The organism is Nioella aestuarii (genome assembly GCF_050896395.1).
Classification (GTDB): Bacteria; Pseudomonadota; Alphaproteobacteria; order Rhodobacterales; family Rhodobacteraceae; genus Nioella; species Nioella aestuarii.
This window is the reverse complement of the sequence record NZ_JBPBBA010000002.1, coordinates 21,422-34,731: the sequence shown is the minus strand read 5'-3', so window position 1 is coordinate 34,731 and position 13,310 is coordinate 21,422. Positions and strand designations below refer to the sequence as shown.

Annotated in this window: 12 protein-coding genes; 8 read left to right on the top strand and 4 right to left on the bottom strand. The window is 59.2% G+C overall.

The features are described from left to right. Position 1 precedes the first annotated feature (1 nt). Positions 2-832, bottom strand: a complete 831-nt coding sequence (locus tag ACROHD_RS01665) for a prephenate dehydratase (protein WP_432675545.1) — start codon at positions 830-832, stop codon at positions 2-4. Positions 833-953: 121 nt separating this feature from the next. Between ACROHD_RS01665 and ACROHD_RS01660 the strand changes: the two genes are divergently transcribed. The 5 genes from ACROHD_RS01660 to ACROHD_RS01640 all read left to right on the top strand — a co-directional run bounded on the left by ACROHD_RS01660 (position 954) and on the right by ACROHD_RS01640 (position 7,381). Then, positions 954-1,469, top strand: coding sequence for a c-type cytochrome (locus ACROHD_RS01660; RefSeq protein WP_432675543.1), 516 nt, complete (start codon positions 954-956; stop codon positions 1,467-1,469). 156 nt (positions 1,470-1,625) lie between these two features. After that, the gene (locus ACROHD_RS01655) at positions 1,626-3,506 is read left to right on the top strand and encodes an extracellular solute-binding protein (RefSeq protein ID WP_432675542.1); all 1,881 of its coding nucleotides are present in this window, start codon (positions 1,626-1,628) and stop codon (positions 3,504-3,506) included. Positions 3,507-3,512: 6 nt separating this feature from the next. After that, on the top strand, positions 3,513-4,667 hold the full coding sequence (locus ACROHD_RS01650; protein WP_432675541.1) for a microcin C ABC transporter permease YejB: 1,155 nt from the start codon (positions 3,513-3,515) through the stop codon (positions 4,665-4,667). Between the two features lie 12 nt (positions 4,668-4,679). Beyond that, the gene (locus ACROHD_RS01645) at positions 4,680-5,792 is read left to right on the top strand and encodes an ABC transporter permease (protein ID WP_432675817.1); all 1,113 of its coding nucleotides are present in this window, start codon (positions 4,680-4,682) and stop codon (positions 5,790-5,792) included. Continuing rightward, a complete protein-coding gene (locus tag ACROHD_RS01640) occupies positions 5,789-7,381 on the top strand; it encodes an ABC transporter ATP-binding protein (protein WP_432675540.1) in 1,593 nt (530 codons plus the stop codon). The genes ACROHD_RS01645 and ACROHD_RS01640 overlap by 4 nt, the downstream gene beginning before the upstream one ends. A 15-nt stretch (positions 7,382-7,396) precedes the next feature. Here ACROHD_RS01640 and hemN read toward each other — a convergent pair whose 3' ends face one another. Continuing rightward, entirely contained in the window at positions 7,397-8,752 is a 1,356-nt protein-coding gene (gene hemN / locus ACROHD_RS01635) for an oxygen-independent coproporphyrinogen III oxidase (RefSeq protein WP_432675539.1), read from the bottom strand. An 85-nt stretch (positions 8,753-8,837) separates the two neighbouring features. On the opposite strand from hemN, the gene fnrL reads away from it, so the two are divergent. After that, entirely contained in the window at positions 8,838-9,584 is a 747-nt protein-coding gene (gene fnrL / locus ACROHD_RS01630; protein ID WP_432675538.1) for a transcriptional regulator FnrL, read from the top strand. Between the two features lie 17 nt (positions 9,585-9,601). On the opposite strand, the gene ACROHD_RS01625 is transcribed toward fnrL, so the two are convergent. Together ACROHD_RS01625 and ACROHD_RS01620 are read right to left on the bottom strand one after the other, a co-directional pair. Then, positions 9,602-9,742: a hypothetical protein gene (locus ACROHD_RS01625; RefSeq protein ID WP_432675537.1), complete on the bottom strand. Its 141-nt coding sequence runs from the start codon at positions 9,740-9,742 to the stop codon at positions 9,602-9,604. A 178-nt stretch (positions 9,743-9,920) separates the two neighbouring features. Continuing rightward, on the bottom strand, positions 9,921-10,760 hold the full coding sequence (locus tag ACROHD_RS01620; RefSeq protein ID WP_432675536.1) for a universal stress protein: 840 nt from the start codon (positions 10,758-10,760) through the stop codon (positions 9,921-9,923). 198 nt (positions 10,761-10,958) lie between these two features. Here ACROHD_RS01620 and ccoN point away from each other — a divergent pair, with 198 nt between their 5' ends. Next, positions 10,959-12,563 carry a cytochrome-c oxidase, cbb3-type subunit I gene (gene ccoN / locus ACROHD_RS01615; RefSeq protein WP_432675535.1) on the top strand — a complete coding sequence of 535 codons (1,605 nt, stop codon included), beginning with the start codon at positions 10,959-10,961 and terminating at the stop codon, positions 12,561-12,563. A gap of 13 nt (positions 12,564-12,576) precedes the next feature. Continuing rightward, a complete protein-coding gene (gene ccoO / locus ACROHD_RS01610) occupies positions 12,577-13,299 on the top strand; it encodes a cytochrome-c oxidase, cbb3-type subunit II (protein WP_432675534.1) in 723 nt (240 codons plus the stop codon). Positions 13,300-13,310 lie beyond the last annotated feature (11 nt).

Below are 13,310 nucleotides of genomic sequence, written 5' to 3'. Positions count from 1 at the left end.
CTCAGTCGCGCAGCTGGTCTGCGGGATAGGTACCCAGGATGTGCAGATGCGAGGTGAAGTATTTCAGCTCGTCCATCGCGAGCTGAACGTTCGCATCCTCGGGGTGCCCCTCGATATCCGCATAAAACTGAGTCGCGGTAAAACTGCCGCCAACCATGTAGCTTTCCAACTTGGTCATGTTGACGCCGTTCGTGGCGAAGCCGCCCATGGCCTTGTAAAGCGCTGCCGGGATGTTGCGGACCTGAAAGACGAAAGTCGTCATCATGTGGTCGGCCCGGCGGGTCATGTCCGGCTGCTGCGACATGATCAGAAAGCGCGTGGTGTTCTGGTCATGATCTTCGATATGGCGCGCCAGCACGTCCAACCCGTAGATCTCGCCCGCCAGCTCTGATGCCAGCGCCGCATGAGTGGGATTTCCGCGTTCCGCGATGTCACGCGCGGCACGGGCATTGTCGGGGCTGACGCGTCCCTTGATCTGATGTTTGCGCAGGAAGCCCGCGCATTGCGGCAGCAAAACAAGGTGGCTCCAGGCGTCGGTAATGTCGGCGATGGAACTGCCGGGGACACCGAGAAGGTTGATATGAACCCGCACGAAGGCTTCATCGACGATATGAAGGCCACTATCGGGCAAAAGGCGGTGTATGTCGGCGACCCGGCCATAGGTGGAATTCTCGACAGGCAGCATCGCTTCGACAGCTTCGCCGCTGCGAACGGCCTCGATCACATCTTCAAACGTGGCACAGGGCAGGGCCTCCAGATGCGGCCGTGCCTGATGGCAAGCCTGATGAGAATAGGCTCCGGGTTCTCCCTGAAAGGCGATGCGATCGGTCATTTGACTGACTTTCTTTTAACAAGGGCGTTCTGTCGCGCTGACTACACCTTGCAAGCCGGGCAGGAAAGCCGCTAGACACGCGCCAACGAGAAATGTGGATGGGATAACCATGTTTGACACGATGACCCTCACCAAAGCCGTTGGCGGCGTCTGCTCTGCCTGGCTTGTTCTGCTCCTCGCCGGTTGGGCTTCTGAAGGCCTTTATAGCGTTGGTGGCGGACACGATGCCCACGGCGAACATGTTGCTGGCTATGTTATCGACACTGGTGCAGATGATCCTGCGGATGTAGTCGAGGTGGAAACCGTGCCGTTCGCCGAATACCTCGCAGCAGCCGACCCCGCCGATGGCGAAGGCGCGTTCCGTGCTTGCCGCAGCTGCCATTCGATCGAACCGGGTGTCGATGGCACTGGGCCTTCGCTCTATGGTGTTGTTGGCCGCGATATCGGGGCTGAACCCAACCACAGCTACAGCGCTACCCTGGCCTCTATGGAGGGCAGCTGGACGCCTGAGGCGCTGGACGGCTTCCTCGAAAACCCGCGCGCCTATGCACCGGGCACCGCCATGTCCTTCTCCGGTATTCGTGACGTGGAAGACCGCGCTGCCATGGTCGCCTATCTCGACTCTCTGGACGACTGATTCGTCCCAGATGCGCAGAATTTGGCCGCCTTCGGGGCGGCCTTTTTCATTTCCGGGTCACGAAAATGTAATTCACCTTGAACGAGGACAGGGCTGGTCCTTAGGGTAGATGCACCCATAACTATACAAAGCAGAAAATCCGCAGTGGAGCGCAGCATGACCCGAACCCGCCTAGCGACCCGACCGACCGTTTCCTGGTGGATGGCGTTGCCCCTGCTGGCCGCGACCGTTCTGGCCCCCCCCGGCTTTTCGCAGGACGACGACCTGATCGTGACCCATGGCGTCTCGACCTTTGGCGATCTTCGCTATGGCCCCGATTTCGAACATCTGGACTATGTGAACCCTGACGCCCCCCAAGGCGGCGAGTTCTCGTTCGCCTGGGCAGGGTCATTCGATTCGATGCATCCCTATACCCGTCAGGGCCGCCCGGCGGTTCTGGCCTCGATCTTCTTCGAATCGATGCTGGAAGGCACGGCGGATGAGGTCGGCAGCTACTACTGCCTGCTCTGCGAAAGCATCGCATACCCCGAGGATCGGTCATACGTAATCTTCACCCTGCGCCCCGAAGCGCGGTTTTCCGACGGCTCGCCGGTAACCGCCGATGATGTGGTATTCAGCTACGAGATCCTGCGCGACGAGGGACTGCCGTCATTCCGCGCCTCCATCGGGCTGACCATTGCCGGGGCCGAAGTTCTGGATGATCGCCGCGTGCGGTTCGACTTCAACCCCGACGCACCTTTGCGGGGGCGAATTGACAGTGCTGGCGGCTTGCCTGTCTTCAGCCGTGCCAGCCACGAGGCATCGGGCCTGGATTTCGACGAAAGCCGGTTGGAACCGCTGATGGGGTCTGGCGCGTATGTCCTGGATCGGGTCGACGTGGGGGAACGCACGATCTTCCGCCGCAACCCGGATTATTGGGGCAATGATCTGCCGATCAACCAGGGCCGACACAACTACGGGTCCATCCGGATCGAATACTATGGCGATTCCATCGCCGCGTTCGAAGGCTTCACCGCCGGGCAGTATACGTTCCGGCAGGAAAGCAGCTCCGCTCAGTGGGCCACGGCCTACGATTTCCCAAAGCTGGAACAAGGCCTGGTGGTGCGTGAAGAAATCCCGGACGGAACCATTTCCTCTGGCCAGAGCTTCGTGATGAATCTGCGTCGTCCGCAGTTCCAGGATGTGCGCGTGCGCGAGGCCATCTCGCTGATGTTCAACTTTGAATGGACCAACCAGACGCTGTTCTATGGGTTGTACACCCCGAATGTGTCGTTCTGGGAAAATACAGACCTGTCCGCGACGGGCCTGCCGTCTGACGCAGAACTGGCCCTGCTGGAACCGCTGTCCGACATGCTTCGCCCCGAGGTTCTGACCGAACCGGCCTATGCCATCGACCCTGCCAATCCGGACCGCTCGTTCGACCGCCGCCGGGCGCGGCAGGCATTGGCGCTGCTCGAAGAGGCGGGATGGGTGCCAGGCGATGACGGCATGTTGCGCAACGAGGCTGGCCAGACGCTTGAGATAGAATTCCTGAACTCCAGTCCGCTCTTTGACCGGATTATCAATCCTTACGTGGAAAACCTGCAAGCCATTGGGGTCGATGCGCGCCTGAACCGGGTCGACAATGCCCAATTCAGCCAACGCGAACGGGACTATGATTTCGATATCATCACCGATCACTTCCCGATGGGTTATGAACCTGGATCTGGCCTGCGCCAGTATTTCGGCTCTGCGACTGCGAATGACTCGGTCTTCAACCCGGCGGGCATTGCCGATCCGGCGGTGGACGCGCTGGTCGAGGCCGTTGTCGATGCAGAAACGCAGGAAGAACTGAACGTGGCCGTCAGTGCGCTGGATCGCGTTCTGAGGTGGGAACGCTTCCGGGTGCCGCAATGGTATAACCCGAACCACTGGGTCGCCTATTACGACATGTATCGCTACCCGGAAAACCTGCCGCCCTATTCGCTTGGCTTCCTCGATTTCTGGTGGATCGACCCCGATGCGCAAGCCGCCTTGCGTGAAGCAGGAGCGTTCTAAGCCAACATGGGCGCCTATATTTTCAGACGGCTGTTGCTGATGATCCCGACTCTGATCGGGATCATGGTTATCAACTTTGCCCTGGTGCAATTCGTACCCGGTGGCCCGATCGACCAGATCATGGCCGAGCTGGAAGGCGAAGGTGATGTTTTCGCCGGAATCTCGGGCGGCGGGTCAGAGGCCGGAAGTTCGGACCTTGGAGCCGCTGATTCATATCTTGGGGCCCGAGGACTGCCTGCTGATTTCGTAGCCGAACTGGAGGTCGAATTTCACTTCGCCCGTATCGTCTGCGAGGATGGCTTTACCGGTGAGCCGGACATCGAGGCTGCGGAATGCACAACCGAGGATATTCCTGCACTCGAACGGTTTTTCTTGATGATGTGGGACTATATGCGCTTCGATTTCGGGGAAAGCTATTTCCGCTCGATCTCGGTCGTTGATCTGGTTTTGGAAAAAATGCCGGTCAGTATCACGCTTGGCCTGTGGTCCACCGTTATCGCCTATATCGTCTCGATCCCGCTTGGTATCCGCAAGGCGATAAAAGACGGCAGTCGCTTTGATACCATAACCAGCGGCGTCATCATCGTGGCCTACGCGATCCCCGGTTTCCTGTTTGCGATCCTTTTGCTGGTTTTGTTCGCAGGCGGTTCATATTGGCAGTTCTTCCCGCTTAGGGGCCTGACTTCCGATAACTGGGAGGAGCTGAGCTTGATCGGACGGGTGTTGGACTATTTCTGGCACATTACGCTTCCGGTCCTGGCCTCGACCATCTCGGCTTTTGCCACGCTGACCCTGCTGACCAAGAACAGCTTTCTGGATGAGATCAAGAAACAATATGTCATGACCGCCAAGGCCAAGGGGTTAAGCGAAGGCCGCGTTCTTTATGGCCATGTCTTCCGCAACGCGATGCTGATCGTTATCGCGGGCTTTCCGGCGGTCTTCGTGTCGGTGTTCTTCGGCGGATCACTGATCATCGAGACGATCTTCTCACTCGATGGCCTTGGACGGCTCGGGTTCGAGGCGGCGGTCAGCCGCGATTACCCGGTGATCTTCGGCACGCTTTTCGTCTTTGGGTTGATCGGGCTGGTGGTGGGGCTGTTCTCGGACCTCATGTATATCTGGATCGACCCCCGGATCGACTTTGAATCGAGAGAGACCTGAGCCATGGCGCTGATCCGTCTCTCTCCCCTCAACAAGCGCCGCTGGCGCAACTTCAAGGCCAATCGTCGGGCTCTGTTCTCACTTTGGGTCTTTGGCATTCTGTTCTTCCTGTCGCTCTTTGCAGAGCTGTTGGCCAATGACCGTCCATTGTTGGTTCAGTATCGCGGTGAATACTACACCCCGATTTTGAACTTTTACCCGGAGACCGAGTTTGGCGGTGATTTCCGGACCGAAGCCGTGTATCGAGATATCGAGGTGCAATGCCTGATCATCTCTGGCGGAATCGAGGATTGCTGGGATGACCCGGAAACGGTGATCGAGGCGGCGCGTAATGGTGCGCTGGAGGAAAGTGTAGAGGATTTCCATCGCGGCTGGCTGATCTGGCCTCCAGTGCCCTACAGCTACAACACTGTGAACGATATCGGCGGGGCGGCCCCGTCTGCCCCTGACGCTGACCACTGGCTTGGCACCGACGACACCGCGCGCGATGTGCTGGCGCGGGTGATTTACGGTTTCCGGCTAAGCGTGGCCTTTGCCTTGATCGTGACCTTCCTGACCTCGGTCATTGGGATCGCGGCGGGTGCGGTTCAGGGCTATTTCGGCGGGCTGGTGGACCTGTTGTTCCAACGGGTGATCGAGCTGTGGGGGGCGACCCCGAGCCTTTACATCATCATCATCGTGGCGGCGATCTTCAGAATGGATTTCTGGCTTCTTGTATTCCTCATGACGCTTTTCGGTTGGACTGCGCTCGTGGGGGTGGTTCGGGCCGAATTCCTGAGGGCGCGGAACTTCGAATATGTCCGTGCCGCGCGGGCGCTTGGCGTGTCCAATCAGGTGATCATGTTCCGCCACGTACTGCCCAATGCGATGGTGGCGACGCTGACAATGCTGCCCTTCATCGTGACAGGCACCATCGGGTCGCTTGCTGCGCTCGACTTCCTGGGCTTCGGCCTGCCGTCTTCCGCACCGTCGCTTGGCGAGTTGACGCTTCAGGCCAAGAACAACCTTCAGGCCCCGTGGCTCGGCTTTACCGCCTTCACGGCCTTCGCTTTCATGCTGTCGCTGCTTGTCTTCATCTTCGAAGGCGTCCGCGATGCATTCGACCCTAGAAAGACCTTCGAATGACGTTGCTTCAGGTCAAAAACCTGTCGGTGAGCTTCACCCAGGACGGCGCCACGACGGACGCCGTCAAGAATGTCAGCTTCGAAGTCGGCAGAGGAGAGACCGTGGCACTTGTCGGAGAGTCCGGGTCTGGCAAGTCGGTCACGGCGCTTTCTACGGTGTCTCTGTTGCCTGAGAGCGCGGATGTGTCCGGGTCGGTCCGCTACGAGGGGACTGAGATGATCGGCGCGCCAGAGGGCGATCTGCGCCGGGTGCGTGGCAACGATATCAGCTTCATCTTTCAGGAGCCGATGACTTCGCTCAACCCGCTCCACACGATTGAGAAGCAATTGGGGGAAAGCCTCGCTCTGCACCAGAATCTGACCGGGGCCGCGGCTGAGGCCCGTATCCTGGAGCTGCTGCGCAAGGTGGGTATTCGTGATCCTGAAACACGCCTGCGCGCCTATCCACACCAGCTATCCGGCGGGCAACGGCAGCGGGTGATGATCGCCATGGCGCTGGCCAATGGTCCTGATCTGCTTGTTGCGGATGAACCTACCACGGCGCTGGATGTGACCATCCAGGCGCAGATCCTCGAATTGCTTTCCGATCTGAAGGCGTCAGAGCGGATGAGTCTGCTGTTCATCACTCACGATCTGGGCATCGTGCGCCGTATCGCTGACAAGGTCTGCGTCATGAAGGGTGGTGAGATTGTGGAGGCAGGACCCACGGAAGCGATCTTTGCCAACCCGCAGCATCCCTACACCCAGACCCTGCTGGCGGCAGAACCTACAGGTAAACCCGACCCTGTACCTGAACATGCAACTGAGATCGTTCGCACGGAAAACCTGCGGGTCTGGTTTCCTATCCAGCGCGGCTTGCTGCGCCGGACAGTGGGGCATGTGAAGGCGGTCAACGATGCGTCGATCTCGGTCCGGCAGGGCGAAACCCTTGGGGTCGTCGGGGAATCCGGTTCTGGCAAGACAACTCTGGCGCTGGCGATCCTGCGTTTGCTGTCCTCCGAGGGGCGGATTTCCTTTATCGGCAATGACATACAAGGGTGGAACTCGTCCCGCATCCGTCCGCTTCGCAAGGATATGCAGGTGGTGTTTCAGGATCCCTACGGGTCACTCTCTCCTCGTATGACGATCGAACAGATCGTGGCTGAGGGCTTGAGCGTTCACGAAGTGGCAGGCAATCACAACAGCTATGAGTTGGTGGCCGATATCCTGACCGAGGTGGGGCTGGATCCGGCTATGATGCACCGTTATCCGCATGAGTTTTCAGGCGGCCAGCGGCAGCGCATCGCCATTGCCCGCGCGATGATCCTGAACCCGAAGCTCGTTGTTCTGGACGAACCCACAAGTGCGCTGGATATGACGGTGCAGGTGCAGATCGTTGACCTGCTGCGGCGGCTCCAGAAGCGGCACAACCTGGCCTATCTGTTCATCAGCCACGACTTGAAAGTCGTTCGCGCGCTGAGCCACAAGGTCATCGTCATGAAGCAGGGCGATATCGTCGAGGCTGGCAGCAATGAAGATATCTTCAGAAACCCAAGAACGGGCTACACGCGCGAATTGATGGCGGCGGCCTTTGGGCAGACCTCTCTGTGATCTGACAGCGTGGCCTTAGATGGCCGAGCTGTGGCCTTCTTCCCGCATCTCGTATTCGTCGAATGCGCGCGCGATCAGGCGGGCAAGGGCGCGGCCCTCTGGTTTCACATCGAATCCCCGCGCGTTCCAGCTGACCATTGCGGGGAAGGCTTGTTCTGCCGACCGGTAGAGCGCTTCCAACTGAGCGTTGCTGACCCTGTATGCGCCGCGAATTTCATCGCTGTCGATATGAAAATCGCACATCAAAGCCTCAATCAGGCGTGCACGCAGCTGGTCTTCCCCCTTGAACAGATGCCCGCGCCCTGTCGCCAGTTCCCCGGCACGCACGGCTTTTTGATAGTCGGCAGTGCCAGATGCATTCTGGGCGAAACCCTGAGGGAACTTGGAAATGGCTGAAGCCCCAAGCCCGATAAGTACATCACAGGTATCGTCGGTATAGCCCTGAAAATTGCGTCGCAGATGTCCGGTGCGCGCGGCCACAGCCAACCTGTCATCTGGTTTGGCGAAATGGTCGATACCGATTTCCTGATATCCGTCCCACGTGAACAGGCGCCGGGCAGTTTCAAAAAGCTCCAACCGCTCCTCGGGTCGGGGAAGCGAATCCGTCGGGATCATCGCCTGTCTGCGGGCCATCCACGGCACATGCGCATAGCCGTAGAGGGCGACCCGATCAGGGGACAGCGATAGCAACATCTGGACTGAATCCGAAATCCGCTGCTGGCTTTGCTCTGGCAAGCCGAAGAGGATATCCGCGTTGAGTGAGGTAATGCCATGCGCCCGCAGCTGTTCCACCGCGTCGCGTGTCACCTCATAGCTCTGGATTCGGCCGATGATCTTCTGAATGCCGGGGTCAAAATCCTGCACTCCGATTGAAGCTCGGTTCAGTCCGGCAGTGGCCAGTGCATCCAGGCGTGCTGCGTCGATCTCGTTCGGATCGATCTCGACCGAAAATTCCATGTCGCCGGAATAGGGGAAGGACCGGGCAAGTTCCTCGGCCAGATCTGTGATCATACTGTCTGACAAAAGTGTCGGTGTGCCGCCGCCCCAATGCAGGCGCGCGACCTCGACCCCTTCGGGCAGCATTGCGCCGACCTTGCGGATTTCCTGCTTCAACGTCTCCAGATAGGCGCGCACGGGTTCGTCGCTGCGCACGCCTTGGGTGCGACAGGCGCAGAACCAGCACAGTCTGCGACAGAAAGGCACGTGCAAGTACAACGAAACCCGCGTCCCCGCGGGTATTGTGGTGATCCAGTCCGCGTACACACCTGAATCCACATCATTCGAGAACTTCGTGGCAGGCGGATAGCTCGTGTAACGCGGGACTTTTGCCTCGAACAGCCCGAGGCGACGAAGTTGCGCAAGATTTTCCATTGCGATAGCTTTAGTTAGCGAAGGACAGACTGTATTTGATCGAGATCAAATGACGAGATCTCGAGCAGGCATCAAGGAAACGCAAATGCCCAATCGATCGTTGGCGATACCCGAAATGGCATGTGCCGACTGCCCGATCCGGCATCGCGCGGTCTGTGCGCGGTGTGAGACCAATGAGCTCGAAAAACTTGACGCGATCAAGTATTACAGGCGTTTCGAGGCTGGTCAGACCATTGCCTGGGCCGGCGACAAGATGGATTTCGTGGCCTCTGTGGTAGAGGGTGTCGCATCGCTGACGCAGACCATGGAAGACGGGCGCCGGCAGATGGTTGGCCTGCTTTTGCCAAGCGATTTCCTGGGTCGTCCGAATCGCGAATCAGTGGCTTATGACGTGACCGCAGCAACCGATGTGATGTTGTGCTGTTTCCGTCGTGTCCCGTTTCAGGGTCTCATCGAGGAAACGCCGCATCTTAGTCAGCGACTTTTAGAAATGACGTTGGATGAACTGGATGCAGCGCGGGAATGGATGCTGCTTCTGGGACGTAAGACCGCACGCGAGAAAATTGCGAGCTTTCTGTCGATTATTGCGCGGCGTGATGCGAGCCTGAAAAATTCGGCGACGTCATCCGAGATGGCATTTGATCTGCCCCTGACCCGCGAAGCAATGGCCGACTATCTGGGCCTGACGCTGGAAACCGTGAGCCGCCAGATGTCTGCGCTGAAGCGCGACGGCGTGATCGAGTTGAAGGGCAAGCGCCATATCATCGTGCCCGATGTCGAGGCGCTGATGGATGAAACCGGCGATGACGCGGATGGCGGCGTCTATATCTGACCGGATACAGTGAACAATCAGATGCTGGCGAAATCGGTGAAAATCTGACCGGGTGCGCGGGGCTTTTCGGCAGCAACGCGAACGCGGCGGTCGGTATTGCGGGTGATATCGGCTGCGGCCGGGCGCGGGCGGGGCTGGTGATGGGCGGTGCAGAACATGGCTTTTGGTCCTATTGGTTGGGTGATGAGGTTATGAGACTCACTATAGTGTCAAAATGACACTAACGCAATAGGTAATCCACATAGTTCTGTTTCGGCTTGGTTTCTGCATGTTGCGCAAAGGAAAAGGGGCACCCGTTGGATGCCCCTTCCGCCGATGCCGTTGGATCGACGCAGCCTAGTGAGCCATCAGCACCGGAACCTCAGCCTGTTCCAGCAAGTTGCGGGTCGCCCCGCCCAGAATTGCCTCGCGGAAGCGGGAATGCCCGTAGGCGCCCATCACCAGCAGCTCCGCATTCTGGTCCGTGACATGCCGCAAGATCATGTCGGAAACACGTGGCAGAGTCTTTGCGACAATGGAAAGCTCCGTCTTAACCCCATGCCTGGTCAGCATTTCGCACAGCTCGCTGCCGGGATCGGCGCTGTCGGTGCTGTGGGTCTGAGGGTCGATGATCAGGATGTTGACCTCGCTCGCCGCAATCAACAAGGGCAAGGCCCGGCGCACGGCTGACATCGCTTCTGCGCTTTCATTCCAGGCGACTACGACCTTGGAAGGCGCAGTGCCCGGCGCGGCGTCTCCGGGCAGGACCATGACGGGCGCTTGCCCCTGGAACATGGCGGATTCGACGATTACCGGGGCGTCCATGGTGCGGTTCGGTCCATAGGGTTTCGGCAGCATCACCAGATCGGCGAACCGCGCCCGGCGTGCGACAAGGCCCGCTACCGTGGCGGTTTGCGCAACGACGGCATCCACACCCCAGCTGACTTCGGTCCGGCCAAGCCGTTCACGCACGGCTTCTTCGATGCCTTTCGCCTCGCTCTGGGCAAACATCAGGGTTTCTTCATGCATCATCGCGGTGGCGCCCGCGAAGTAATATCCGGTCTGGGTCCGGTCGATGCCAAGGCAAAGCACATCCAGATGGGCGCCTTGGGCCCGAACGAAGGGCAGGGCGGCTTCCAGAACCGGCCCTACATCGGAAAGATCGGTAACGACGGTGAAAACGCTTTTATAGGCCATGATTGGTCCTCCGTGGCTGCTGAGTAAGCATTATCGCGTGGCGCACGGGCATACATTGACCTGCATCAACAGGAACCTTCGCCAAACTTGACATGGATCAAGGCCCCAATGCTGCAGCTGCGCGATTTGGGGGGCAGATGGAACAGTCCCGGATGGCTTGAGTTGAGTCGGTACCGGGGCGCGACGAAGGGACGATCGATGCTTGATTATCTAAAGCTACTGATCCTTGGCCTGGTTGCGGTGCTGGCCGCAATCGCGGCCAGTTATGCCCGGGACATGATCTACATGATCCACATGATCCTGGTCATGGTGACAGCAGCAGGGCTTTTCCTGTGGCAGCTGCGCCGCACAGATGAACCGGTACCGGCTGCGGTGCTGGAAGCAGAGTACATGGACGGTCCGGTTCGGGTCGGCGTGGCTCTGACCGCCTTCTGGGGCGTTGTGGGCTTCCTTGTGGGGGTCTTCATCGCGTTTCAGCTGGCCTTCCCCGAGCTCAACTTCGAATGGGCGCAAGGGTATCTCAATTTCGGTCGCCTGCGCCCGCTGCACACGTCAGCGGTGATTTTTGCATTCGGTGGCACCGGCCTGCTGGCCTCGTCCTTCTATGTCGTGCAGCGGACCTCTGCCGCGCGCCTGTGGGGCGGCGGACTGGCCTGGTTCGTGCTGTGGGGCTACCAGTTCTTCATCCTGCTGGCCGCCACGGCTTATGTTCTGGGTGGCACGCAGGGCCGCGAATATGCTGAACCTGAGTGGTATATCGACCTGTGGCTGACAATCGTCTGGGTGGCATACCTGCTGCTCTTCGTTGGCACGCTGCTGAAGCGCAAGGAACCCCACATTTACGTGGCCAACTGGTTCTTTCTCAGCTTCATCGTGACCGTCGCCATGCTGCACGTGGTCAACAACCTGGCTGTGCCGGTGTCGATCTTCGGGTCGCGCTCGGTTTCGCTGATGTCGGGTGTACAGGATGCCATGACGCAGTGGTGGTACGGGCATAACGCCGTGGGCTTCTTCCTGACCGCGGGCTTCCTGGGCATGATGTACTACTTCATCCCGAAGCAGGCCGAACGCCCGGTCTATTCCTACAAGCTGTCGATCATCCACTTCTGGGCGCTGATCTTCCTGTATATCTGGGCCGGTCCGCACCACCTGCACTATACCGCGCTGCCGGATTGGGCCTCGACCCTTGGCATGGTGTTCTCGGTCGTGCTGTGGATGCCCTCCTGGGGTGGTATGATCAACGGTCTGATGACGCTGTCCGGCGCATGGGACAAGCTGCGCACCGACCCGATCCTGCGGATGATGGTGACCTCGGTGGCCTTCTACGGGATGTCCACGTTCGAAGGCCCGATGATGTCGATCCGCGCGGTGAACTCGCTGTCGCACTACACCGACTGGACCATTGGCCACGTGCATTCCGGTGCGCTCGGCTGGAACGGGATGATCACCTTCGGGATGCTCTACTACCTGGTTCCCAAGCTTTGGGGCAAGGAGCGGCTCTATAGCCTGCGGATGGTCAGCTGGCACTACTGGCTCGCCACCATCGGCATCGTGCTCTACGCGGCGTCCATGTGGGTGACTGGTATCATGGAAGGTCTGATGTGGCGTGAAGTCGATGCGCAAGGGTTCCTCGTGAACAGCTTCGCCGACACCGTTGCCGCCAAGTTCCCGATGTATGTGGTCCGTGGCCTGGGTGGAACGATGTTCCTCGGGGGTGCGCTGATCATGTCCTACAACCTCTGGATGACCGTGCGGAAAGGTGCTGCCAAGGCAGACGCCCCCGTTGCGGCACCCGCAGAATAAGGAGGGAACCAAGATGGCTTTTCTCGACGGACACAAGAAGATCGAGACCAACGCAACCCTCCTGCTGGTGCTGAGCCTTGGGGTTGTGACCATCGGTGGGATCGTAGAGATCGCCCCCTTGTTCTACCTGGACAATACGATCGAGGAAGTGGAGGGCATGCGCCCCTACTCCCCGCTCGAACTGACCGGGCGCGAGATCTACATTCGCGAAGGGTGCTATGTCTGCCACAGCCAGATGATCCGGCCCATGCGGGACGAGGTGGAACGCTATGGGCACTACAGCCTCGCGGCAGAGTCCATGTATGACCACCCGTTCCAGTGGGGATCAAAGCGGACGGGGCCCGACCTTGCCCGCGTCGGTGGCCGCTACTCGGACGAGTGGCATGTGGATCACTTCTCTGATCCGCAGTCGGTGGTGCCGGAATCGGTGATGCCGTCCTATGGCTACCTCGCCGAGACCGAGATCGAACCGGGCTACATCGCCGATCTGATGTCGACGCACCGGATCGTGGGAGTTCCATATACCGATGAGATGATCGAACAGGCGGCCTATGACTTTGTCGAACAGGCCACCGATTTCGGTGATGACGCCGTGGCGGAACGCTATCCCGGGGCGCAGGTGCGCGATTTTGACGGAAATCCGGCTGTGACCGAGATGGATGCCCTGATCGCTTACATGCAGATGTTGGGTACGCTGGTCGATTTCTCGACCTTCACGCCCGACGAAAGCCGATAAGGGGGCCAGAG

Coding starts and splice junctions, on each gene's coding strand:
- ACROHD_RS01665 (WP_432675545.1), bottom strand. CDS start 832: ATGACCGATCGCATCGCCTTTCAGGGAGAACCCGGAGCCTATTCTCAT.
- ACROHD_RS01660 (WP_432675543.1), top strand. CDS start 954: ATGACCCTCACCAAAGCCGTTGGCGGCGTCTGCTCTGCCTGGCTTGTT.
- ACROHD_RS01655 (WP_432675542.1), top strand. CDS start 1,626: ATGACCCGAACCCGCCTAGCGACCCGACCGACCGTTTCCTGGTGGATG.
- ACROHD_RS01650 (WP_432675541.1), top strand. CDS start 3,513: ATGGGCGCCTATATTTTCAGACGGCTGTTGCTGATGATCCCGACTCTG.
- ACROHD_RS01640 (WP_432675540.1), top strand. CDS start 5,789: ATGACGTTGCTTCAGGTCAAAAACCTGTCGGTGAGCTTCACCCAGGAC.
- hemN (WP_432675539.1), bottom strand. CDS start 8,752: ATGGAAAATCTTGCGCAACTTCGTCGCCTCGGGCTGTTCGAGGCAAAA.
- fnrL (WP_432675538.1), top strand. CDS start 8,838: ATGCCCAATCGATCGTTGGCGATACCCGAAATGGCATGTGCCGACTGC.
- ACROHD_RS01625 (WP_432675537.1), bottom strand. CDS start 9,742: ATGTTCTGCACCGCCCATCACCAGCCCCGCCCGCGCCCGGCCGCAGCC.
- ACROHD_RS01620 (WP_432675536.1), bottom strand. CDS start 10,760: ATGGCCTATAAAAGCGTTTTCACCGTCGTTACCGATCTTTCCGATGTA.
- ccoN (WP_432675535.1), top strand. CDS start 10,959: ATGCTTGATTATCTAAAGCTACTGATCCTTGGCCTGGTTGCGGTGCTG.
- ccoO (WP_432675534.1), top strand. CDS start 12,577: ATGGCTTTTCTCGACGGACACAAGAAGATCGAGACCAACGCAACCCTC.